This window comes from Flavobacterium mesophilum, assembly GCF_039581405.1.
In the GTDB taxonomy this organism is placed as follows: domain Bacteria; phylum Bacteroidota; class Bacteroidia; order Flavobacteriales; family Flavobacteriaceae; genus Flavobacterium.
In genome coordinates, this window is the sequence record NZ_JBCPXZ010000005.1 from 1 (window position 1) to 25214 (window position 25214).

General features: G+C 35.1%; 22 protein-coding genes. 16 read left to right on the plus strand and 6 right to left on the minus strand.

The genetic code is table 11. The annotated features are described in order from the left end of the window. Positions 1–237: 237 nt before the first annotated feature. Together AAYQ19_RS15620 and AAYQ19_RS15625 are read right to left on the minus strand one after the other, a co-directional pair. Positions 238–1242, minus strand: coding sequence for an LLM class flavin-dependent oxidoreductase (locus AAYQ19_RS15620; protein WP_343537516.1), 1005 nt, complete (start codon positions 1240–1242; stop codon positions 238–240). Between the two features lie 100 nt (positions 1243–1342). Continuing rightward, on the minus strand, positions 1343–2551 hold the full coding sequence (locus AAYQ19_RS15625) for a polysaccharide deacetylase family protein (RefSeq protein ID WP_343537517.1): 1209 nt from the start codon (positions 2549–2551) through the stop codon (positions 1343–1345). Positions 2552–2719: 168 nt separating this feature from the next. On the opposite strand from AAYQ19_RS15625, the gene AAYQ19_RS15630 reads away from it, so the two are divergent. The 11 genes from AAYQ19_RS15630 to AAYQ19_RS15680 all read left to right on the plus strand — a co-directional run bounded on the left by AAYQ19_RS15630 (position 2720) and on the right by AAYQ19_RS15680 (position 15848). After that, a complete protein-coding gene (locus AAYQ19_RS15630) occupies positions 2720–4075 on the plus strand; it encodes a sigma-54-dependent transcriptional regulator (protein WP_343537518.1) in 1356 nt (451 codons plus the stop codon). A gap of 294 nt (positions 4076–4369) precedes the next feature. Beyond that, a complete protein-coding gene (locus AAYQ19_RS15635) occupies positions 4370–4651 on the plus strand; it encodes a DUF7674 family protein (RefSeq protein WP_343537519.1) in 282 nt (93 codons plus the stop codon). 174 nt (positions 4652–4825) lie between these two features. Then, a complete protein-coding gene (gene kdpF, locus AAYQ19_RS15640; RefSeq protein WP_343538074.1) occupies positions 4826–4903 on the plus strand; it encodes a K(+)-transporting ATPase subunit F in 78 nt (25 codons plus the stop codon). An 82-nt stretch (positions 4904–4985) separates the two neighbouring features. Next, positions 4986–6707, plus strand: coding sequence for a potassium-transporting ATPase subunit KdpA (kdpA, locus tag AAYQ19_RS15645; RefSeq protein ID WP_343537520.1), 1722 nt, complete (start codon positions 4986–4988; stop codon positions 6705–6707). Positions 6708–6905: 198 nt separating this feature from the next. Continuing rightward, entirely contained in the window at positions 6906–8963 is a 2058-nt protein-coding gene (gene kdpB / locus AAYQ19_RS15650) for a potassium-transporting ATPase subunit KdpB (RefSeq protein ID WP_343537521.1), read from the plus strand. Between the two features lie 132 nt (positions 8964–9095). After that, positions 9096–9647, plus strand: coding sequence for a K(+)-transporting ATPase subunit C (locus tag AAYQ19_RS15655; protein ID WP_343537522.1), 552 nt, complete (start codon positions 9096–9098; stop codon positions 9645–9647). A 450-nt stretch (positions 9648–10097) separates the two neighbouring features. Then, positions 10098–11174 carry a porin gene (locus AAYQ19_RS15660; RefSeq protein WP_343537523.1) on the plus strand — a complete coding sequence of 359 codons (1077 nt, stop codon included), beginning with the start codon at positions 10098–10100 and terminating at the stop codon, positions 11172–11174. Between the two features lie 80 nt (positions 11175–11254). Continuing rightward, positions 11255–12379, plus strand: a complete 1125-nt coding sequence (locus AAYQ19_RS15665; RefSeq protein ID WP_343537524.1) for a sensor protein KdpD — start codon at positions 11255–11257, stop codon at positions 12377–12379. 217 nt (positions 12380–12596) lie between these two features. Then, positions 12597–14312, plus strand: a complete 1716-nt coding sequence (locus AAYQ19_RS15670; protein ID WP_343537525.1) for a sensor histidine kinase — start codon at positions 12597–12599, stop codon at positions 14310–14312. 176 nt (positions 14313–14488) lie between these two features. Next, positions 14489–15250: a phosphatase PAP2 family protein gene (locus AAYQ19_RS15675; RefSeq protein WP_343537526.1), complete on the plus strand. Its 762-nt coding sequence runs from the start codon at positions 14489–14491 to the stop codon at positions 15248–15250. A gap of 76 nt (positions 15251–15326) precedes the next feature. Then, positions 15327–15848 (plus strand): 3'-5' exonuclease, encoded by a 522-nt coding sequence (locus tag AAYQ19_RS15680; protein ID WP_343537527.1) that lies wholly within the window; start codon positions 15327–15329, stop codon positions 15846–15848. Positions 15849–15857: 9 nt separating this feature from the next. Here the strand turns inward: AAYQ19_RS15680 and AAYQ19_RS15685 are convergent, their stop codons facing one another. From AAYQ19_RS15685 to AAYQ19_RS15700, 4 genes are read right to left on the minus strand one after another with little or no spacing between them, the layout of a single operon-like run. Then, positions 15858–16307, minus strand: a complete 450-nt coding sequence (locus tag AAYQ19_RS15685; protein WP_343537528.1) for a GNAT family N-acetyltransferase — start codon at positions 16305–16307, stop codon at positions 15858–15860. Then, positions 16304–16816: a hypothetical protein gene (locus tag AAYQ19_RS15690; protein ID WP_343537529.1), complete on the minus strand. Its 513-nt coding sequence runs from the start codon at positions 16814–16816 to the stop codon at positions 16304–16306. The genes AAYQ19_RS15685 and AAYQ19_RS15690 overlap by 4 nt, the downstream gene beginning before the upstream one ends. Positions 16817–16828: 12 nt before the next feature. Further along, entirely contained in the window at positions 16829–17149 is a 321-nt protein-coding gene (locus tag AAYQ19_RS15695; RefSeq protein WP_343537530.1) for a hypothetical protein, read from the minus strand. Positions 17150–17156: 7 nt separating this feature from the next. Beyond that, positions 17157–17930, minus strand: coding sequence for an XRE family transcriptional regulator (locus AAYQ19_RS15700; protein WP_343537531.1), 774 nt, complete (start codon positions 17928–17930; stop codon positions 17157–17159). A gap of 87 nt (positions 17931–18017) precedes the next feature. Between AAYQ19_RS15700 and dinB the strand changes: the two genes are divergently transcribed. From dinB to AAYQ19_RS15725, 5 genes are all read left to right on the plus strand, one after another. Then, positions 18018–19199 (plus strand): DNA polymerase IV, encoded by a 1182-nt coding sequence (gene dinB / locus AAYQ19_RS15705; protein WP_343537532.1) that lies wholly within the window; start codon positions 18018–18020, stop codon positions 19197–19199. Between the two features lie 4 nt (positions 19200–19203). Next, entirely contained in the window at positions 19204–22263 is a 3060-nt protein-coding gene (locus AAYQ19_RS15710) for a DNA polymerase III subunit alpha (RefSeq protein ID WP_343537533.1), read from the plus strand. A gap of 148 nt (positions 22264–22411) precedes the next feature. Beyond that, positions 22412–23800, plus strand: a complete 1389-nt coding sequence (locus AAYQ19_RS15715) for an exonuclease domain-containing protein (protein WP_343537534.1) — start codon at positions 22412–22414, stop codon at positions 23798–23800. A 44-nt stretch (positions 23801–23844) separates the two neighbouring features. Further along, complete coding sequence (locus AAYQ19_RS15720; protein WP_343537535.1) at positions 23845–24471, plus strand: alpha-ketoglutarate-dependent dioxygenase AlkB family protein; 627 nt, start codon at positions 23845–23847, stop codon at positions 24469–24471. A 161-nt stretch (positions 24472–24632) separates the two neighbouring features. Further along, the gene (locus tag AAYQ19_RS15725) at positions 24633–25094 is read left to right on the plus strand and encodes a DUF1810 domain-containing protein (protein ID WP_343537536.1); all 462 of its coding nucleotides are present in this window, start codon (positions 24633–24635) and stop codon (positions 25092–25094) included. The last annotated feature ends 120 nt before the right edge of the window (positions 25095–25214 follow it).

The window sequence follows — 25214 nt, forward strand, 5'->3', positions numbered from 1 at the left end:
CGCCATGAAAAGATTGGAGCGGATAGCGGGAATAAGCTCCTTATTATTGCCAAAATCCAATCCTGAAATCCCGAATCACAAAAACGAAGGGCTTCGGCTCCGCTCGCACGGGCAAGATGTACTCATATATTATATGCATACAAAAACAAACCCGACAAGGTTTTCAAAACCTGTCGGGTTGCGAAAGAGAATTACTCTTATATATAGTACAAATGAAAAACTATACTATAATATATATTATTGATTCAAAGAGTCTATAACTTCTTTGGTGATTTCAATACTTTTTAATTTTGCTTGATGATCAAAAATAGGACTGGTTACCATTAATTCATCTATATGGGCATAATTGATGAACTTTTTCAAATCAATCATCAATTGTTCTTTATTACCTGTAAAAGTTCCTGCTGTCATTTGATTAACATGCAAACGTTCATCTTGACTCATAATATCATCGAGCGATGGAACTGGCGGTTGTAAACCTTTGCGATCGTTTCTAATTAGATTTAAAAACATTTGATACAAACTTGTCGACAACAACTCGGCTTCCTCATTCGTATCTGCCGCAATAATATTTACGCATGCCATTGTTGTGGGTTTATCTAAAAACTCTGATGCTTGAAAATTTGCTCTATAAAATTCAAAAGCCTGAATCATTAAACGTGGAGCAAAGTGTCCAGCGAAAGCATAAGGCAATCCATAAGCCGCCGCTAAAGCTGCGCTTTCCATACTTGATCCTAAAATCCAGATTGGAACGTTTAGACCTTCGGCTGGGAACGCACGAACTTTTCCAGTTGCATTTTCGGCTGAAAAATATTCTTGAAGCTTTGTCACATTTTGAGGAAATCGCTGTGCTTGCTCAAAAAAGTCTTTTCGGATTGCTTCGGCAGTTGGTTGATCCGTTCCTGGCGCTCTCCCTAATCCTAAATCAATTCTATTAGGATAAAGTGTTTCCAATGTCCCGAATTGCTCTGCAACTACTAAAGGTGAATGATTCGGAAGCATGATTCCGCCCGAACCCACACGAATATTTTCGGTTTGACTTGCGACATAACCAATCAAAACTACAGTTGCTGTACTAGCAACGTGTGCCATATTATGATGTTCTGCCAGCCAAATTCTTTTATATCCGATTTTATCGGCTAATTGCGCAATGTCTTTTGTTTTTTGAAATGTTTCGCTTGCGTTGCTATCTTGAGTGATAATTGCAAGCTCTAATATTGAGACTGAAATTGGTTTTTTCATATAAATTAAGGCTAAAATGCAAAATTAAGTCATTTATGCGAATGCCTTTTCCTTTCTAATGTTAATAGAATTATAATATTTGTAGTTACAAATACCACCCCTACAATTGTATTAAAATCTGTTTATGGGTTGTTTTTCCGTCATCTTTAATTTTCAAATTCTTAGTGGATTCGATTTCAAATTTTGATGAAGTTTCTATATTCAATGAAATATGACGATTTCTGAAAGTTTCCGGAATTTCTGGAAGCTGAATGGTTACGGTTACTTCTTTATTTTTCTGCTGAAAATCGACTTTTATTCGATCTCTTAACCAAATATATTCATAAACTTCCTGCCACGGCGCCATCCAGATCGAGTCATTCCCTTTTAAACCGTATTTATTGGCGAGTGTTGTCATATAATATTTGAATTCTGGAAAACGCATGCTTAGATTCCAAAGATTTGTATTTCCTGTTCCGTGCGTGAATTCGTTAAACCAAACGGTATTGGATTGTTTCACTATCGAATCTAAAGTTTTTAGATAACGATCCATCGTTTTAAAAGTGATGGTATCTTTTGAACTCTGCACAAAAGTTCGGGCAGAAATCATTTTATCTAAATCTACTTTCGAATCCACTTTAAAAACTGGACCGACACCATAATAAGACGCTACCGAAAAATGTCCATTATTAAGTGCCTCTTTTTCATATTCCAAATAATATTTCTCATCGCCTTCTCCGCCAGGAACTACAAAATGAGACATTGTAAAATCTATATTCTGTTTTATCGAAGTTTTATTTTCATTCACTTCTGTCAAATAATTTGTTCCATGTTTTGTAGCATGATGAAAACCGTGATTCAAAATATCCCAACCAGCATTGTACATTTCTTTTACCTCAGCCCACGAAAGATGTCCGCGATTTTCGGGCAAATCGCGTATTGAACCTCCATTAATTGCTAATGCCAATTTAAACGGAATTTTATTTCCCATTCCGTCTGAATAGAAAAGTCCTTCTGAAGTTGTTCCGTCTCCACCTTGATCTATTTTCCATTCGTTTATAGATGAATTACTGATTTTTCCTCCATTCAATAAAGGAAAAGCAGTCAGATAAGCCGATCTGTAACCATCATCAAGCGTAAAACTATAAGCCAAATGTTTGTTATATTTTAAAGGAGCAACGGCAATTTTTACATTATCGGCCGATTTTAGTTTTATTTTGAATGAAATGGTTTTCGGTTTTGAGGAATCTTTTTCGATAATTCCGTTTGAAAAAGCGTTGAAACTGCCAAAAATTAGAGCAGTTAGGATAAGGAGAATTCGTTTTGACATGATTTTTTAGTGGTTCATTTTGGTTCTAAAAGTACATTTCTTTTTGAAACAAATATTTTAAAACTAATTATTAACCTAAAAATAATTTCTACAGAATCAAAAAAGTGAACAGATTTTAAAGCTAAATTTGTACATCGAATACCAAAATTTGATTTAGCATCTCTGCAAATGACACACAAAATTTTAATTATAGACGACGAAGAAAAACTGAGAAGTCTGCTGGTTCGTATTATTAAATCGGAAGGATTTGAAGTTTTTGAAGCGAAAGATTTAAAATCTGGTTTTAAAAAACTGGAGCAAACCGATATTGATGTTGTTTTGTGTGATGTAAAATTGCCTGATGGAAACGGCGTTGATTTTGTTCAAAACATAAAAAGTAGTTTTCCTTTGACAGAAGTTATCTTGTTGACCGCTTTCGGAAATATTCCCGACGGTGTTCAAGCGATGAAAAATGGTGCTTTCGATTATATTGTAAAAGGCGATGATAACGACAAAATTATTCCGCTTCTTTATAAAGCAGTCGAAAAAGTGCATTTGCAGAAAAAAGTAAAACAACTTGAAAAACGTATTGGCGATAAATATTCTTTCAGTACCATAATCGGAAAATCAAAAGGAATTGAACAGGTTATCGATCTGGCTCAAAAAGTTGCCAAAACCGATTCGACTGTTTTATTGACTGGAGAAACGGGAACTGGAAAAGAGGTTTTCGCTCAATCAATACATGAAAACAGCAATCGTGCAGGAAAGTCTTTTGTGGCTTTAAACTGCAGTACGTTTAGCAAAGAAATTTTAGAAAGCGAACTTTTCGGACATAAACAAGGTGCATTTACAGGAGCTTTAAAAGATAAAAAAGGTTTTATTGAAGAAGCAAATGGCGGCACTTTATTCTTGGATGAAATTGGAGAAATGCCAATTGATCTTCAGGCAAAATTATTGCGTGTTTTAGAAACCAGCGAATATATTCCCGTTGGAGACACAACTTCTAAAAAATCAAATTTCAGATTAATTGCAGCTACAAACAGAGATTTAAAAGAAGAAAGTGAAGCGCATCGTTTCCGTTCTGATTTGTATTTCCGTTTGAATATTTTCGAAATCAAACTGCCTTCTCTTCGCGAAAGAGCAAAAGATATTCCGTTGCTGGCTAATTTTTATGTGAAACAGTTTTCGGAAAAAACGAATAAAAAAACTTTACAAACCTCAGCTGATTTTCTAGAAAAATTAGAAAATTATTCTTGGCCGGGAAATATCCGCGAACTCAAAAATGTTATCGAAAGATCGGTTATTTTGAGCAATGGCGATACTTTGACTTCTGATGTTCTGCCTTATGAAATTCAGCATCAAACAGAAAAAAACTCAAAATCTATGTCGGCATTCTCAATGCAGAGTATTGAAAAACTTCATATTCAAAAGGTTTTGAATTATACTAAAGGAAATAAGGCTGAAACGGCTAGATTATTGGAAATTGGAATTGCGACTTTGTATCGAAAAATTGAAGAATATGGAATAGAAAATTCCAAAATTTAAATTCCAAATTCCAATGGCAATATCAAATTTCAACATCAATATTTAATATGTCGCTCCGCTGGGGCTTTAACAATTATACGTATTTGTTTCTATAAATATTTCGCTCCGCTGGAGCTTCCAATATGGAAACAGAAACATATCAAAACGAGAAAAGCTTATCAAAATGATAGGCTTTTTTTATGCCTGATTTTTGGCACAAAACAACAACTTCTTATTTTACAACACCTTACACTCTACTCTACATTTTCGGAATATATTTTGGCATAAAGAGGAAGAACATAAAAATTCCTTCTCATGAAAAATCAAGTTAATTCTATTTACAAACAAGCTGAACGCTTTGCCGAGATAACTAAAAAAAATATTATCAGCGGTAATATCGTTCGGGCTAAAAAATGTTTAGCGCTTGCTGAACGGTTATTTATTACTGGAAGCATCGAAACTAAAAATGCTATTTCAAATGTGTATGTTTTTTCGGTTTCGTCTTTTATGGAAATGCGCCACTGCAATATTTCGCATCTTTTCCCGCAAACGCTTAAAGCAGAATATATCAAGCAGGTTAATGCTTCTGGAGTTTAAAAAAGTTTAATCGGTTAACTGTTTAATTGTTTAATCGTTACACACGATAATCTAAAATCTACAATCTTAAATCTAAAATTCCTCTTTATGATCACTTTTCTTTTACTCGGCCTAGCCGTTTTACTGTTTGCCATTTGTTTTCTATCTGTTGAATTCTTTGAAAAAATCTAAATCATGACTGCACTTTTTATAGTTTCAATTGCCGTTTTCATGTATTTGGTTTATGTATTAATTAAACCTGAAAAATTTTAAATCATGTAAAAAGTGAAATGTAAAAAGTTAGAAGTTTCTCTTTTTACATTTTACGATTCGCATTTCACAAAAAATAAAAATTATGAATACAGAATTACTAGGTGTCATAGGTATTTTTCTCCTAACTATTGTTTTAGCGATTCCTTTCGGAAAATATATTGCTAAAGTCTTTTTAGGAAACAAAACACTTCTTGACCCGATTTTCAATCCGCTTGAAAAATTTATTTTTAAAATCAGCGGAATCAATCCAGCTGAAGAAATGAACTGGAAACAGCATCTAAAAGCACTTTTGAGCATCAATATGGTTTGGTTCTTTCTCTGCTTTTTTGTGCTGCTTTTTCAAGGTTCTTTACCATTAAATCCAGATAACAATCCGTCGATGTCGCCAGATTTAGCATTTAATACGGCTATTTCATTTGTCGTAAACTGCAACTTACAGCATTATTCTGGTGAAAGCGGGGTTTCATACCTATCGCAAATGGTCTTGATGTTTTTACAATTTGTTTCGGCTGGTGTCGGAATTGCTGCTGCTGTAATGGTTTTTACCGCTATGCGCGAAAGAACAACAGATAAACTGGGGAATTTCTACAATTATTTTGTAAAAAGCTGTACTCGTATTTTATTGCCTCTTTCAGTGATCGTAGCTATTGCTTTAGTTTTCAGCGGAACTCCGATGACTTTTGAAGGAAAAGATGCTATTACTACTTTACAAGGCGATCACGTTGAAGTTTCTCGCGGACCAGCTGCTGCTTTTATCGCTATCAAACATATAGGTACAAATGGTGGCGGGTTCTTCGGAGCTAACTCTGCTCATCCTTTAGAAAATCCAACTTATTTTACCAATGCAGTTGAACTTTGGGCTCAAATGATTGTTCCTTTTGCGATGATTTTCGCACTTGGTTTCTTTCTTAAAAAACAAAAGTTCGCTTACATCATTTTTGGTGTCATGACCGTTGGATTTTTACTCTTGGTAATTCCGACAATGTCAAGTGAAATCAGCGGAAATCCTGCTATCGAAAAAATGGGAATTTCTCAATTAAACGGAGCAATGGAAGGAAAAGAAGTTCGTTTTGGTCCCGCTATTTCAGGTTTCTGGAGTATTGCGACAACGGTAATTTCTACAGGTTCTGTAAATAGTATGCACGATAGTTCAATGCCGGTTTCTGGAGCTATGCAATTATTAGCCATGATGGTCAATGTATTTTATGGCGGATGCGGTGTTGGTTACCTCAACTTTTATATTTTCATTATTTTGGCTGTTTTCATTTCTGGTTTAATGGTTGGTCGAACTCCCGAGTTTTTCGGAAAGAAAATCGAAGCCCGAGAAGTCAAAATTGCTGCTTTTATTGCTATTCTTCATCCCTTATTGATTCTAGCAGGAACAGCTTTGGCTTCTTATTTTGCTGCGAATGATACCGCAATGGGCTATTGGTTCAGCGGAAATGCAACGGGCTGGTTGAACAATCCAGGAAATCATGGATTCTCTGAAATGTTATACGAATATACTTCAAGCGCTGCTAACAACGGTTCTGGTTTTGAAGGTTTGGGTGATAATAATCCGTTTTGGAATATCACTACAGGAATTGTTTTACTGTTAAGCCGTTTCATTCCGATTATTGGGCCTTTGGCAATTGCAGGTTTATTAGCCAATAAAAAATACATTCCAGAAAGTGCAGGAACTTTAAAAACCGATACCACAATTTTCGGAATCATGATTTTTGCTGTAATCGCTATTGTTGCGGCTTTATCTTTCTTTCCTGCGTTGGCTCTTGGTCCTTTAGCAGAATATTTTACACTGAAATAACAACTCATTTTTTTAATGCTGAAATATTTTAAACACATAGAAACATAGAAATTAAATCCATAAAAGGAGTACAAAAGAAAAACTAGTTTTCACACATAGCTATGTGAATGTATGCAAGTGAAACGCCTTTTCCGCAAAGCGAAATCTATGTTTCTATGTGTTTAAAAATCTATTCAGTGAAACAAAATATAATATAAAATGACAACTAATAAATCCACATCATTGTTTGAAAGCAAACAGGTAAAAGAAGCATTATTGCAGTCTTTCGTGAAGCTGAATCCAAAAATGATGATTAAAAATCCGGTAATGTTTACCGTAGAAATTGGAACCGCCATTATGTTTGCCGTTTGCGTTTCGATCTTAATGGGCGCAACCGATCAGGGCAGTTTTATTTACAATTTAATTGTTTTCCTAATTTTATTTGTAACGCTTTTGTTTGCCAATTTCGCCGAAGCTATTGCCGAAGCCCGAGGAAAAGCACAAGCCGACAGTTTAAGAAAAACCCGTGAAGAAACTCCTGCAAGACAGATTATGCCAAATGGAGAAATCAGAAATATCAGTTCTTCTCAATTAAAAAAAGACGATATTTTCATTTGTGAAGCAGGCGATTTAATTGCTGCAGACGGAGAAATTATTGAAGGTCTGGCTACAATCGACGAAAGTGCCATTACGGGAGAAAGTGCTCCTGTAATTCGTGAAGCGGGTGGAGACAAATCATCTGTTACAGGAGGAACAAAAGTGTTGTCTGATAAAATCAAAGTAAAAGTAACTTCAGAACCTGGCGAAAGCTTTTTGGATAAAATGATTGCTTTGGTTGAAGGTGCGAGCCGTCAGAAAACGCCAAACGAAATTGCCTTGACTATTTTGTTAGCTGCTTTTACCTTAATCTTCGTGATTGTCTGCGTTACCTTAAAACCTTTTGCCGATTATGCCCACGCTCCTATTACTATTGCTGCTTTTATTGCTTTGTTTGTTTGTTTGATTCCAACCACAATTGGAGGCTTGCTTTCTGCGATTGGAATTGCGGGAATGGACAGAGCTTTACGTGCCAACGTAATTACAAAATCTGGTAAAGCGGTTGAAACTGCGGGAGATATTGATGTTTTGCTTTTGGATAAAACAGGAACAATTACGATTGGAAATAGAAAAGCAACCAATTTTTACCCGACAAAAGGCATTTCTTTTGAAGATTTCGTTAAATCTGCTGTATTGAGTTCACTTGCTGATGATACGCCTGAAGGAAAAAGTATTCTAGAATTAAGTGAAATGATTGATGTAAAAAATGAAGCAAAAGCCAGCTTTTTACAAACCACTTCTGATATTTCGCACACCATCAAATTTACTGCTGAAACCAGAACTTCTGGTGTCGTTTTAAAAGATGGAACTAACATTCGAAAAGGCGCGCAAGACGCAGCTAAAAAAATTGCAGAACAAGCTGGAAATGTTTTTCCTGAAGATACTTTGCAACAAGTTATTTCAATTTCTTCTAATGGAGGAACGCCTTTAGTGGTGATCAAAAACAACGAAATTCAAGGTGTTATCGAATTGCAGGATATTATTAAAACCGGAATGAAAGAACGTTTTGAGCGCTTGCGCAGAATGGGAATCAAAACGGTTATGGTTACGGGTGATAATCCGCTAACTGCTAAGTTTATTGCTGAAAAAGCTGGAGTTGATGATTTCATTGCTGAAGCTAAGCCTGAAGATAAAATGAATTACATCAGAAAAGAGCAAGCTGAAGGACGTTTGGTTGCGATGATGGGTGACGGAACAAATGATGCTCCTGCCCTTGCCCAAGCCAACGTAGGTGTAGCGATGAACAGCGGAACGCAAGCGGCTAAAGAAGCTGGAAACATGGTCGACCTTGATAATGATCCAACCAAACTAATTGAGATTGTCGAAATTGGAAAACAGCTTTTAATGACTCGCGGAACTTTAACTACTTTCTCTATTGCGAATGACGTTGCTAAATATTTCGCCATTGTTCCTGCGCTTTTTATTACTGCTATTCCGGCATTGCAAGGTTTGAATATTATGCATTTGCACAGTCCTGAAAGTGCGATTTTATCGGCTGTAATTTTCAATGCGATTATCATTCCGATCTTAATTCCGCTAGCGTTGAGAGGTGTTGAATATCGTCCGATTGGAGCGAGCGCGATTCTAAAACGTAATCTTTTGATTTATGGTTTGGGCGGTTTGATTGTTCCTTTTATCGGAATAAAAGTCATTGATTTAGTAGTCGCATTATTCATGTAAAATTAAACCTGACAGGTTTTAAAAACCTGTCAGGTTTGCAAAAACTAAAATAAAAACATCGGTTCTGAATTGCTAAGTTCTTAGAAGAAAACTTAGAACCTCAGCATCTCAGAACCTCAGAACCTCAAAAAAATGAAAACAATTTTTTCACTCATAAAACTTACTGCGGTTACTTTAATTCTATTCGCAGTTATTTATCCTCTTGCGATTTACGGAATCGCACAAATTGCTCCTAATCAAGGAAAAGGAGAAACGCTTTCAGTTAACGGAAAAGTGGTTGGTTATCAAAAAATCGGACAAAAGTTCGATAAATCGAATTATTTCTGGGGAAGACCTTCGGCAGTTGATTACAATGCTGCAGGAAGTGCCGGAAGCAATAAAGGTCCAAGCAATGCGGAGTATTTAGCTTTGGTTCAAAAGAGAATTGACACTTTCCTTGTTGTTCATCCGTACTTGAAAAAAGCTGAAATTCCAGCTGATATGGTTACCGCTTCAGGAAGTGGTTTAGATCCGAATATTTCTCCTCAAGGTGCTTTGGTTCAAGTAAAACGTATTGCCAAAGAACGAAATTTAGCTGAAACTAAAGTTAAAGCTTTGGTGGAATCTAAAATTAATACGGCTGTTGTTGGGCCTGAAACTGTGAATATTTTGGAGCTGAATATGGCTCTTGATAAGCTTCGCTAAAGCTTTAAGATGCTAAGGTTCTGAGATACTAAGTTTCTAAGTTTTCTCCTAACAGGTTTTGAAAACCTGTTAGGTATGATTTCTCTTTAGAAACACAGTAACCACACCGTTTGTCATCCCGAGGAACGAGGGATCTCCGCAAGTAGCTCGTCAAAGTATTGTCAATTCTCTGTGTGGAAGTTCTAGTGTGATTTCTCTTTCGTCGAAATGACAAACTAGACGCAAATTGTAGCCGAAAAATAAACTTAAAAATTAATACCTAACAGGTTTTGGAAACCTGTTAGGATACTAGACGCCTTTTTACCCCAAATGCCCTAGCCCCGATAGTAGTGGAAATCCTTTTGTGCCGGGGTTCGGCACAAAAGATTGAAACGGATAGCGGGAAATAGCTCCTAAAAAATCTACTTAAATAAATTAATTACCCTTTTGGGTTGAATACCACAATTAACAATGAAAAAAATAATACTTACTGCTTTAATCGCTTTTGGTTTTACCAATTTACATGCACAAGAAGAATCTAAAAGTCCGTTTACGTTTTCTGGATATGTAGACGTTTATTATAGTTATGATTTCGGGAAACCGGAAAATCATACACGCCCAAACTTTTTTTATAATTATAATCGAAGCAATGAAGTGAACCTAAATTTGGGTTTGGCAAAAGTGAATTATTCGAAGGGAAATGTCCGAGGGAATTTTGCGCTGATGGCGGGAACTTATGCACAATATAATATGTCGGCTGAGCAGGATTTATTGAAAAATATTTATGAAGCAAATGTTGGTGTGAAGATTTCACAAAAACATGATTTATGGATTGATGCCGGAATTATGCCTTCGCATATTGGTTTTGAAAGTGCGATTGGAAAAGATTGCGCGAATTTAACGAGAAGCATTTTGGCTGAAAATTCACCTTATTATGAAGCGGGTGTGAAAATTGGCTATACTTCTGATTCTGGAAAATGGTATTTAGCTGCAATGTATTTAAACGGCTGGCAGCGAATTCAGAAAATCGATGGAAATCAAACTCCGGCTTTTGGAACGCAGATTACTTTTAAACCTACGGACAGAGTGGTTTTGAATTGGAGTGCATACGCAGGAAACGAACAGCCTGATATGGATAAAAAATGGCGTTATTTCAATAATTTCTATGGACAATTTAAAGTAACTGAAAAGACAAATTTAACTGCTGGTTTTGATATTGGTTCGCAGCAATCGGCTAAAAACAGCAACAAATATGATACTTGGTTTTCGCCTGTTTTGATTCTGCAATACAAACCAACGGATAAAATTCAATTGGCAGCGCGAGGTGAATATTACAGTGATGAAAAAGGTGTAATTATCGCAACAGAAACTCCAAACGGATTTAAAACTTACGGATTTTCAGCTAACTTTGATTACTTAATCACTGATAATGTTATGTTTAGAATCGAAGCACGAAATCTGTCAAGCAAAGATGAAATTTTTACTAAAAACAATCTTCCAACAGATACGAATACTTTTGTAACGACAGCATTGGCGATTTCTTTCTAGCTTTAGGCTATAAGCTTTAAGCAATAGGCCGAAAAGTCAAATTGCTTAAAGCTTACTGCTTATGGCATAAAGCAATTTTTATGGAACAGAAAAATGATAACGCGCAACATTTTCTGGATTTGATTCAGAAATCCCGAAAAGGGAAATTTAAAATCTACATTGGAATGAGCGCCGGTGTGGGCAAGACTTTTCGTATGCTTCAGGAAGCGCATTCGTTATTGAAAAACGGAATCGATGTCAAAATCGGCTACATCGAAACGCATATGCGAAAGGAAACGCATGAGTTATTGTCTGGTTTGCCGATTATTCCGAGGCGGACTATTTTTTATAAAGGAAAAGAACTCGATGAACTCGACGTTCAGGCCATCATCAACCTTAGACCAGAAGTGGTTATCGTTGATGAATTGGCACATACAAATGTTGAGGGAAGCAAAAACGAAAAACGCTGGCAAGATGTTCTGGAGATTTTGGAAGCTGGAATTAATGTGATTTCGGCAGTCAATATTCAGCATATTGAAAGTTTAAATGAAGATGTAAAACGAATTACAAACATTGATGTTCAAGAAAGAATTCCGGATAACGTTTTGCGTTTAGCCGATGAAGTGGTAAATATTGATTTGACTTCAGAAGATTTAATTGCACGTTTAAAAGAAGGTAAAATTTATACGGCAGATAAAATTCAGATGGCTTTGCAGAACTTTTTCAAATCGGAACAAATTCTGCAGTTGCGTGAATTAGCTTTGAAAGAAGTGGCGAGTCAGGTCGTTCGAAAAGTAGAAAATGAAGTTCCGAATCTGCATGCTTTACGTCATGAAAAATTGTTGGCTTGCATTAGCAGTAATGAAAAAACAGCCAAAATCGTAATTAGAAAAGCAGCGCGTTTGGCAAGTTATTATAACGGAATTTGGTATGTTTTGTATGTCGAAACACCCCAAGAAAGTAGTACAAGAATTGCGCTTGACAAACAACGACATTTAATTAATAACTTTAAACTCGCTGTGCAATTGGGTGCCGAAGTTATTAAATTAGAAAATTCGAATATTGCCAATGCAATTTTGACCACTGTAGAAGAAAAACAAATTACAACTGTCTGCATCGGGAAACCGCATTTGAATTTATTTAAAGTAATTTTGTCTACAACAATTTTCAGGCGTTTGCTGAATAAATTATCGTTATCAAATGTTGACCTTGTAATCTTGTCATGAAAAAATATTAAACCATATAAGTGATATAAGTTCATTTAAATTAAAGGGATGTTGAAATTTAACCGCAAAGACGCAAGGTTTTACGCAAAGGTCGCTAGAATTTTTAAATCTAATCTTTGCGTGCATTGCGAAACCTTTGCGCCTTTACGGTTAAGAAAACACACAGTCTAATATTTACTTATATTACTTATATGGTTCAAAAAAAATGTTTTATAAAATGAGAATTAAAACCAAATTGAATCTGGGTGTTGGGTTGTTATTTTTAATGATCATCATTCTCTCGTTAGTGAGTGCTTATTCTGTTTTTTTGATTAAACAGGACACTGAGAATATTCTGAAATCGAATTACAACACGCTAGAATATTCGCGAAATATGATTTTTGCTTTGGACGGAATGAAATCAAATTCTAAAGAAACGATTCAGAATTTTGAGGAAAATCTCGAGAAGCAAACTCAAAATATTACAGAGCCAGGCGAAAAACAAGCGACTGAAAAACTGAAAGAAAGCTTTGCTCTTTTAGCTAAAAATACCGCTGACGAGAACATAAAAGTTCAAATTCGTCAAGATATTTTTGCTATTATGAAATTGAATCTTGACGCCATAAAACAGAAAAGCGATATCGCCAAAAAATCGGCTGAAACAGCAAATTTGTCCATTGCTATTGTTGGCAGCTTATGCTTTTTAATTGCTTTCAATTTATTGGTTAATCTTCCCAATAATATCGCAAATCCGATTAAGGAACTAACGCTGAGTATTAAGGAAATTGCCAATAAAAATTATTCAGAACGTGTCCATTTTACAAGCCACAGCGAATTTGGAGATCTTGCCAAATCGTTTAATACCATGGCTCAAAAGTTGGAAGAATATCATGACAGCAATGTTTACAAACTTCTTTTTGAGAAAAAACGATTGGAAACGCTTATCAATAATATGAACGACCCGATTATTGGTTTGGACAACGAAGGAATTGTTTTGTTTGTGAATGATGAAGCGCTGAAAATTATTGGTTTGAAATCAGAAGATATTATTGGAAAATCTGCATCTGAATTGGCGATTTCTAATGATTTGATTCGTTCCTTAATTCTGAAAGAAAATGAAACTCCAAAGAAACAGCCTCTCAAAATTTTTGCTCACGGAAAGGAAAGTTATTTCGAAAAGGAAATTCATAATATCACCATAACACCAACAGGGGAAGAAAAAGAAATCAATATTGGAGATGTAATTATTCTTCGAAATATTACACTTTTTAAAGAACTGGATTTTGCTAAAACCAATTTTATTGCCACCGTTTCACACGAATTAAAAACGCCTATTGCCTCTATAAAATTAAGTCTTCAATTGCTTGAAAATTCAAAAACGGGCGAGATGAACGACGACCAAAAACAACTGGTTGAAAGCATTAAAGACGACAGTCAGCGTTTGTTGAAAATTACGGGTGAATTATTGAATTTATCACAATTAGAAACTGGAAATATTCAGCTGAACATTGGCAAAAGCAATCCGAATGAAATTGTAAAATATGCTGTTGAAGCTGTAAAAATTCAGGCCGATCAAAAACAGATTCAGTTAATTGTTGATGCTGATGAAAATCTTAAAAATGTAAAAGCCGATGCTGAAAAAACAGGCTGGGTTTTGATTAATTATTTATCAAACGCTATTCGATATTCGTCTGAAAAAAGTACGATTCTCATCAAATTAAAAGAAGAAAATAATCATATGGTTTTTCAGGTTATTGATACCGGAAAAGGAATTGAACCAAGATACAAAGACAAAGTTTTTGATAAGTATTTTCAGATTCCGGGAAGTCAGAAATCAGGAACGGGATTGGGTTTAGCGATCAGCAAAGAATTTATTGAAGCCCAAAATGGAAGTGTTGGCGTTGAGAGTAATTTAGGATTGGGAAGCACTTTTTGGTTTACGTTGAAAGTTTAAAAATTTACCCAAATAAAATAAAAATATTTCCTACAAAATTTAAAAAATTATAGTATCTTTAGTATTGAATTTGCTATTTATATTGCATTGATTAATATTAGCTTAAGGTTCAATTAAGCCCAAAATACCAAGGACAAACATTCGTTAATATTGCAAAATATAACAACAAACTAAAGATGTTGCACAAAACGATTTCCCTTCTATTTTTATTCGGATTATTTTCTGCGAATGCGCAACAAAATGATTCTATCGCAAAAATTGACAGTACGTCAAATCATTTAAAATTCAGTTACAAACAATTAATTATTCCTTCGGTTTTGATTGGGTATGGCGTAATTGGTTTAGAAAGTGATCAGCTTTTGAGTTTTAACTCGCAAATCAGAGCCGAAGTCAAGGAAGATATTGATGAAAAAATCACAATTGATGACTTCTCTCAATACGCGCCGGCTGTTTCTGTTTATGCTTTGAATGCTTTTGGCGTAAAAGGAAAAAACAATATGCGTGATCGTTCGGTCATATTGGTGACTTCATACGCTATTATGGCGACAACGGTTTTGAGCTTAAAATCGATTGTACATGAAGAAAGGCCTGACGGAAGTTCAAATAACTCCTTTCCTTCTGGACATACTGCAACGGCATTTATGGGCGCCGAATTTTTATGGCAGGAATACAAAGACAAATCGATTTGGTACGGAATTGCGGGTTATGCCGTTGCCACAGGAACCGGACTTTTCAGAATTTACAATAATCGCCACTGGCTGACCGATGTTGCTGCCGGAGCTGGAATTGGAATTTTGAGTACGAAAATTGCTTATTGGATTAATCCCTATATCACTAGAAAACTGTTTAAATCATCGGCCGAAAATAAATCAACTTCTATGATAATGCCTTTTTATAATGGGCAACAATATGGATTGGGATTTGCAAAGGTTTTTTAATTCATAATTTATCATAAAATACTATTATTCTTTATTTAATATTTTAAGTTTGTTAGAAAAACAAATCACAAATTAAATGAGTTATATAGTTGTAGACATCGAATCAGATGGACCAATTCCGGGAGATTATTCTATGATATCTTTTGGTGCCGTCATTGTAAATGACAAATTAGACAAAACATTTTACGGACAACTAAAGCCTATTTCTGACAAATTTGATCCACAAGCTTTAGCTATTTCAGGGTTTGATAGAGAAACAACTTTAGGGTTTGATGATCCTAAAACGGTAATGCTAAATTTTGAAGAATGGTTAAAAGAAAATTCAAAAGGAAGACCAATATTTATCAGTGACAATAATGGTTTTGACTGGATGTTTATCTGTTGGTATTTTCATCATTTTTTAAATAGAAATCCTTTTGGATATTCATCAAGAAGAATTGGCGATTTGTACTGCGGTTTAGTAAATGATACTTTCGCTCAATGGAAACATCTTCGAAAAACAAAGCATACGCATAATCCTGTTGATGATGCTATGGGAAATGCTGAGGTATTATTGCATATGAAAAATGAAATGCAACTGAAAATTGATTTAAAATAAACTCAAGAATTATAGCTTCATTTCCATAATCGGCATGAATCTATTTTTGATTGAAGTTTCAAATTCGCCGATTTTTACAAATCCGATTTTTCGGTAGAATTGTTCGGCATTTGGTTCTGAATCTAAAATGATTTTTTGGCATTTTTCATTTCTCATTCTTTCCAAAAAGTCATTCATCAAAAAAGAACCAAATCCTTTTCCTATATATTCAGGTAAAATAAATAAGTTGTCCAATTTTGCCTGATTGTCTTCTTTTTTCAAATAAGAATAATAGCCAACAATCTGATTTTCTTCAACCAAATTAAAAACAGGATTTTTTTCTATATAATCTTCTGTAATGGTTAGATTGCTACTCCATTTCTCAATTTGTTCCTCAGAATATCCCCAATAGGCTTTTGACTTTTTGGTGATTTCCGTTAAACGGATATGATCTTCGATTTTAGCTTTTTGGATGTTCATTTTGATTCCTTCTTATATTTTTCTCTTAAATCTATTCCATCTTCTATATAAGGAACATCTGGATTTTCTAAGACAAATTGCTTTTTTGCTATTTGAGAAAGGGAATCAATAAAATTCTCTCCATATCTTTTATCTATTTCTTTCCACATTTCAATTTGATAACAATATGGCTCAAAACTGCCAAGTCTTGTACAATGCCCCAGATGATCTTTGTATTTAATACCATATTGACTCAACATTTTGGACAATATTTTCTCGTAAGAGTGAGACCCAAAGTAAATTAATTCTCCCTTTTTGATATCTTTAATAGCTTTAGCTTTTTGATTAATACAAAATGTATCAATAATAGTAACATCTAATTTTTTATTTTTCATCAACATGTTAAAGTAGACTTCTTCGCTATAAACTATTAGCTTGCCATTTTTATCATATTTATCCAATTCTTTTTTCTCGTTGCAAGAACTTAAAAGAAAAATAGAGCAGAAAAATGAATAGTAGATTATTCTCATATTTAACATTTTTTATTTCCAATTCTCACTAGCAAACACAAAAATCAATCCTGCAAGTAAAACATGAAGAACTAAAATTATAATCCCGTTTTTGGTTTTATTGATTGATTTGTCAATACATAAACCATAAATAGGAAATTGAACAACCGCAATTATAAAATTTATAAAAGAAAGATCTTTTGACCAAATGCATTGAAAAGTTGCGAATGGAAATAAAGCAAAAATGGGTTGAACAAATCCATGTCCGCCACCTGCTATAATCATTGCAATTAATAAAAGAAGAGGCGTTAAGATTAAAAATCGTATCGTCCATTTGTATCTTTCAGAATTCATATAATTTTTATGCATTCGAAGTATTATTCTTAATCTCTCGAACTTCTCTTTTCAATTCTAAAAGTAAATCTTTCATTGCTCCAGTTTCTGTCGTTTCTTGTTTTTTATCTGAACGACCGATGTTGCATTCGTATTCCCAAATCTCCAAAATATCAGAAGCTTTCACTTCATAATTCGGATAAAAACTATTATCGGATTCTAAAACCAAAGCGTTTTTTTTGTTTTTATTGAGACGCTTATAGACCATTCCTTCATTTTTGGTAATTAGAATATAAGTTTTTCCGTCCATAACCTCTCCCAGTTTTTCCACATAACGGCCAATAATAATAGAACCATCTTCATGCGGAGGCATTGAATCGCCCTCAACAGGAAATCCGCGGTGTTTTCCAGGTCCTAAAAACGGAAGTGTAATCTGCTGTAAACTTTCAATATATTCTGGATCAGCATATCCGTTTAAATATCCTGCTTTTGCTTTTTGAGATACAATTTCAATAAAGTTTTCTCCAAAACTATCCACTTGAATGGGTAAAATAAGTCGGTTGCCTTCTAGTTTTATCAAATTTTGCACATCAATTTTACGAATATCGACCGATAATATCAAGTCAATACTCATATGGAAATATAATGCAATCTTCTTTAAAATATCATACGGCGCCTCTGAAGTTCCGTCTTCATATTTTACGTATCTACCTCTGGTAATGCTAAGGTTTTCAGCTAATTTCTCTTGAGATATTTTATGCTTAACCCTTAATGCTCTGATGTTGTCTGAAAATAAGGACATAATTAATTTGTTATAATTTGGAACAGCAAATATACACAAAATGTTCTAATCTGTACTAATTTTGTTTCATACAAAAACAAAGGAAAAATGGCACGGGCAATTGTACATATGGATTTGGATACCTTTTTTGTATCCTGCGAACGACTTACCAATTCTGAACTTAACGGAATTCCGCTTATTATTGGCGGAGGCGATCGCGGTGTTGTGGCTTCTTGTTCCTATGAAGCACGCAAATTTGGAGTACGTTCTGCCATGCCTATTCGTATGGCAATGAAACTTTGTCCAGACGCAAAAATCATGAAAGGCGACATGGAATTGTATTCAAAATTATCGCATGATGTTACCGAAATTCTTCAGGAAAAAGCGCCTGTTTTAGAAAAAGCAAGTGTCGACGAATTTTATCTGGATATTACCGGAATGGATAAATTTCACGGAAGTTATAAATGGACCAATGAACTAGCACAAAAAGTAATTAAAGAAACCGGATTACCAATTAGTTTTTCGTTATCAATCAATAAAACCGTTTCTAAAATCGCTACCGGCGAAGGCAAACCAGTAGGAAATCTTGAAATTCCCGAACAAAATGTTCAGGCCTTTTTAAATCCGCTTTCGATTCAGAAAATACCAATGGTCGGAACCGTAACTTTTCAATTATTGTCCCGAATTGGCGTTCGAAAAATTCAGACTTTAGCCGAAATGCCCGCTGAGGTTTTACAGCAAATGATTGGAAAAAATGGTTTGGAACTCTGGAAAAAAGCCAACGGAATCGACCATACGCCTGTAGAACCTTATAGTGAAAGAAAATCTATCTCGACCGAAAACACTTTTTCTCAAGATACCATTGATATTCCAAAACTCAAAAGAGTGCTTTTAGGAATGGTTGAAAAACTGGCTTTTCAATTGCGTTCTGAGCAATGGCTGACTTCTACGGTTACGGTTAAAATTCGGTACGCCAATTTCGATACCGAAACCAAACAATGCCGAGTTGCCTATACTTCAGCCGATCATATTTTGACTAAAACCGTAATGGAGCTTTTTGAAAAAGTTTATCAGCGTCGTATGCGTCTGCGTTTAATTGGTGTTCGCTTTAGCGGATTAGTTCGTGGAACCTATCAAATTGATCTTTTTGAAGACACTCAGGAAATGCTGGCGCTTTATGAAGCTATGGATAAAATGAAAAGTCGTTACGGTTTTGATGCCGTGATGCGTTGCGCCGGAGCACATTTCAAACCCAATACTAAAGACGAAATTTTAAAACGCAATAAATAAAATCATGTATCTTAATTGTCATTCTTTTCACTCTCTGCGTTACGGCACGATTCCTCTTGATAAACTTATCGAGCAGGCAATTTCTTGCGGTATAAAAGCAATGGCATTGACTGATATTAATACGGTAACGGGAATTTATGATTTTATAAGAGCATGCGAGAAAAAAGAAATCAAGCCTTTGATTGGAATGGAATTTCGTTGCAATCATCAATTTCGATATATAGGTTTGGCTAAAAACGCAGAAGGTTTGGCCGAAATGAATCGTTTTTTAACGGATCATAATTTCAGTGGAGAAACTCTGCCTTTACGAGCTCCTAAATTTGAATCGGCTTTTGTTATTTATACTTTAGAAGATGCTCCAGAAACGCTTTATGAAAATGAATTTATCGGAGTTCGTCCCGAAGAAGTTTCAGGTCTTTTAACTTCAAAACATAAAAATAAAAGGACTAAAATGGTAGTTTTACAACCCGTAACTTTTAGCTGTAAAAGAGAATACAATCTGCATAAAGTGCTTCGGGCAATTGATACGAATATTATTCTGTCAAAACTTACCGAAGCAGATTATTGCAAAACTTCAGATTTCATAAAACCTCTAGAAGCTCTTTTGCCTTTCTACGAAAAATATCCTGAAATTATTTCGAATACACAATACGTCATTGACGAATGTAATTTTCAATATGATTTTGCAGTCAAAAAGAATAAAAAATTCTTTACCGGAAGTCGTGAAGGCGATTTAAAAAAGCTAACCGAATTAGCTGAGGAAGGTTTTGAAAAAAGATACGGAAAAGAAAATCCGCAAGCTGAAGCACGTGTCAAAAAAGAGCTGAAAGTAATTGATGAACTAGAATTCAGCGGTTATTTTTTAATCACTTGGGATATTGTTCGACACAGCACAGAATTAGGTTTTATGCACATCGGCCGCGGAAGTGGCGCCAACAGCATTATCGCTTATTGTCTCGGAATTACCGATATCTGTCCAATCGAACTTGATTTGTATTTTGAACGTTTTTTAAACCTCAACAGAAAAACTCCACCCGATTTTGATATTGACTGGAGCTGGCAGGAACGCAATGTAATTTTAGAATATATCTTCGAAAAATACGGCAGAGATCACGTCGCTTTTTGCGGTACGAATGTTGAATTCAAATACCGATCTATTTTCAGAGAAGTCGGAAAAGTTTTTGGTCTTCCGAAAGAGGAATTGGATATGCTGGCAAAAAATCCATTGGCATTACATGAAACAAACGAAATTGTAAGGCTTGTTCAATATTATGGACAAATGTTGGAAAAATATCCAAACCAACGCAGTATGCATGCGTGCGGAATCATTATTTCTGAAGAGCCAATTACCAATTATACGCCTTTAGAAATGCCTCCAAAAGGATTTCCAATTGTACTTTTTGATATGCATATTGCCGAAGAAATCGGTTTTGACAAATTCGATATTTTAAGTCAGCGTGGAATAGGTCATATTGATGATAGCGTAAAACTGATCGCTAAAAATCGAGGTGTAAAAGTCGACATTCGCAATACTTCAATTTCTAAAGATGAAGCGGTTTGTAATTTGCATTTAGCAAAAGGAGATACAATTGGCTGTTTTTATATCGAAAGCCCAGCGATGCGCGGATTATTACGTCGATTGAATTGTGATAATTATAAAATTCTAGTTGCCGCTTCATCTATTATTCGTCCTGGAGTTGCACAATCTGGGATGATGAAAGAGTATATTTTTCGCCATAATAATCCAAATCAGTTTGAATATTTTCATGACGTTTTTAGAGAACAACTTGGCGAAACCTACGGGATTATGGTCTATCAGGAAGATGTGATTAAAATCGCCCAACATTACGGCGGGCTTCCCGCTCCTGACGGTGATATTCTGCGTCGTGCCATGTCAGGAAAAGGAAGATCGCTCGAAGCTTTACAAAAAGTGAAAGATAATTTCTTTGCAAGTTGTGCTCAAAAAGGGCATCCAGAAGCTTTGAGTCAGGAAATTTATCGCCAGATCGAATCTTTTGCGGGCTATTCTTTCTGCAAAGCACACTCGGCTTCTTATGCGGTTGAAAGTTATCAGAGTTTGTATTTGAAAGTGAATTATCCTGTTGAATTTATGACAGCGGTAATCAACAATCAAGGCGGGTTTTATAGAACTGAAGTTTATGTACACGAAGCGAGAATGTCGGGCGGAACCGTTCATAATCCGTGCGTGAATAAAAGTGAATATCAAACGACTTTGTACGGAACTGATATTTATCTCGGTTTCATGCATTTGCAAAGTTTAGAATCTAAAATTGCGCATTTAATCGAATCGGAAAGAACTAAAAATGGCGATTATCTTTCTTTGGAAAATTTTATCAATCGCATTCCGATTGGGATTGAAGGCGTTAAAATATTGATTTTCATAGGCGCTTTTCGTTTTACAGGAAAAACTAAAAATCAGCTTTTGATTAGTGCGAGTTTGCTTTTAAACAATTTTAAACCCGAAAATCGAGATTTGATGCTTTTGCAAGAACCTGTTAAAGAATTCAAATTGCCGGTTTTGGAACGTTCCATTTTTGAAGATGCTTTTGATGAAATCGAATTGTTGAGTTTTCCAATTTCATGTACGGTTTTCGATCTTTTACAAACCAAACATCGCGGTGATATTATGGCGAAAGATTTGGTAAAATATCATAAAAGACAAGTTAGAATGCTGGCGTATTTAATTTCCAGAAAACACGTCCCGACGAAAAAAGGCTCAATGTATTTTGGAACTTGGATCGATCATGAAGGCACTTATTTTGATACGGCGCATTTTCCGGATAGTTTGGCAAAACATCCTTTTCAGGGCGGAGGCTGTTATCTTTTGCTAGGAAATGTTGAGGTCGATTATCATTTTCCAACCATTACGATTCTCAAAATGGCAAAAATGCCTTTTATTCCAGATCCGCGCTACATGGACGCTAAAGATCAATATAAAACACAAAATCTAATTAAGGAAGATATTAGTTTGACGCATCGGGCGCCATATCCGCAAGGGCATGAAATTAATCTTCCTCGACATCGAATGAAGTTTAATTCTTAAGCGATGAAAATTGCTCGCAAAGTCGCAAAGTTTTTAATTAAAGAGCTCAAAGAAGAAAAACTTTGCGAGAATAAAAAATAGAAATGTATAAGACTTTACAAGATTAAAACATAAACATCAGAAAAAGAACATTTTACGTTATATACAAATGAAAAAGCAAGAATATGCCATAGTCGATATTGAAACCACAGGCGGTAATGCCAGTGGAAGCCGTATTACGGAAATTGCCATTATTATTCATGACGGTACAAATGTGTTGGATCGTTACGAAACACTTGTAAATCCTGAACAGGATATCCCTCCTTCTATTTTTGGACTGACAGGAATTAATAATGAAATGGTTGCCAATGCACCAATCTTCGATGATATTTCTGAAAAGGTTTTGGAAATGCTAACCGATCGTGTTTTCGTGGCGCACAATGTCAACTTTGATTATTCGTTCGTTCATCATCAACTGGAACAAGCGGGTTTTAAATGGTCTGCGAGAAAATTGTGTACGGTTCGAGCGGCACGAAAAATCAAGCCCGGATTAGGTTCTTATAGTTTAGGAAATTTGTGCAACTCTTTAAATATATCTTTAGAAAACAGACACCGCGCGAGCGGAGATGCTGATGCTACTGCCTTACTATTTTCGCTTTTATTGGAATGGGACGATGCCGGAGAAATCGACAAAATGATCAAGAAAACAGCAGAAGATCAACGATTGCCTCCAAATCTTCCTGCAGACGATTTTAATAATTTGCCCGCTAAACCTGGAATCTATTATTTCTATAATCAGCAAAAAAAAGTGATTTATGTTGGAAAAGCGATCAATCTGAAAAAAAGAGTAACATCGCATTTTACTGGAAATAATATCAATCCGCAGAGACAGCATTTTTTAAGAGATATTCACGGAATTTCTTTTGAAGTCTGTGCGACTGAATTGATGGCGCTTCTTTTAGAATGTACCGAAATCAAAAAACTTTGGCCGACTTACAACAGAGCTTTAAAACGTTTTGAAGCTAAATTCGGCATTTATCAATACGAAGCTCGAAATGGCTATAAATATTTGGCACTCGGAAAAATGAGCAAATTTCAGACTTGTATTCATGAATTCAACAACCAGCATACTGGAATTCATTTATTGCGAAGTCTCGCAGAACAATTTGAAATCGACCATCGTTTCTGTAAATATTCAAGACCCGATGAAGGCGATTTTTTCTACAATAATGAAATAAAAGAGTTGCCAGATGTTTCACTCCATAATGAACAAGTCGATAATGCAATTGATTTTTTATTGAACAACCGACCAAGTTTTGCTATAATTGACAAAGGAAGATCCTCAGATGAAAGAAGCTGTATTTGGATTGAAAATGGACACTTTCACGGAATGGGATATATTCCGAGAGATGTTGCGATTCAAGATCCTGAAGATGTCAAAAGCTATGTTACGCCTTATAAAAGCAACCAATATATTGAACAGTTGATTTTTGCCTTCGCTGAAAAACATCCAGGTAAAGTGTTTTTTAATAAGCACTTTTTAAGTAAAGCTTCTTAATCCGAATAAATATAAAATAGAGCTTTAAAACTAAAATCTGAATTATGACACTATTTAGCGACACCGAATTATTTACCACAGGTAGCAGTGGTAAAATTATATACGATTTGCCTGATTGCGAATTAATTTTAATCGATAACTTTTTCACTAAAAAAGAATCCGATCGTTTTTATGAAAGACTGCTTCATCAAACCAAATGGAGAGAATATGAAATGGAAATGTATGACAAAACAGTAACCGCGCCACGAATGATTTCCTGGTATGAAGACAAAGATAATCCGGGCGCCGATCAAAAAGGCCCAGACTGGACTTACGATCTACTGACCATCAGAGGCCGTGTTGAAAAAGAAACACAAGTTGATTTTAATAGCTTACTTTTAAATTTATACCGAGATGGCAACGATAGCGTGGCCTGGCACAGCGACAAAGAACACAATACAGGCCCAAATCCTATTATTGCTTCGGTTACTTTTGGCGAAACAAGAATGTTCAAACTCCGACATAAATTCAGGAAGGATATTGATCAGGTCGAGATTCCGCTTCACCATGGTTCCTTTTTATTAATGGCAGGAACGACTAATAGTTTTTGGCAACATCATGTTCCAAAAACAGCTCGCGATGTTTTGCCAAGGATCAATCTTACCTTTAGAAGAACCAATCGAAATCTTTGATTTTTATAACATTGAACTCTTAAAAAAAAGCATTTTTCATTTAAAACTACGTAAGATATTCCTTCTTTAAAAAGTTAAAACATGCACTGTATGAACCTTTTATTAGGCTAACCCTATCTTTTTTACTATTTTTGCAACCTTTTTCAAAATACAATACCATAATGGCTTATTCTAACAATGATTTATCGCGTTTCTTAGATGCGCAGAACAAACTTTATCTTACAGCTCTTTCTGAAATCAGCAAAGGGAAAAAAGAAACACACTGGATGTGGTTCATTTTTCCGCAAATAAAAGGTTTGGGAAAAAGCGATACAGCGAATCTTTATGCCATTAATGATTTAAAAGAAGCTTCCGATTATTTGGAACATCCAATTCTTGGAAAACATTTAATTGAAATTTCAGAGCTTTTATTGACTTTCAAAAGAAAATCAGCTGATGGGATTTTTGGAGATTTAGACGCTCGCAAATTACGTTCGTCTATGACGCTTTTCTCATTAGTTGAAAACACAAATCCGATATTTCAGGAAATTCTGGAAGCTTTCTTCTCAGGAGAATCTGACCCACTTACTTTGTCTATTATTAATTCAACAATAAAATCATCTGCTGAGCCTGTTGCACTATAAAACAGTTTCCAGATTATTTGCATCAAAAGAGACATTGCTTCATTGCAATGTCTTTTTTTTTATGCCAATATCCTTAGATTTTTCATTGCGAGTTTCTTCTTTTATTCTTTCATTTTCAGC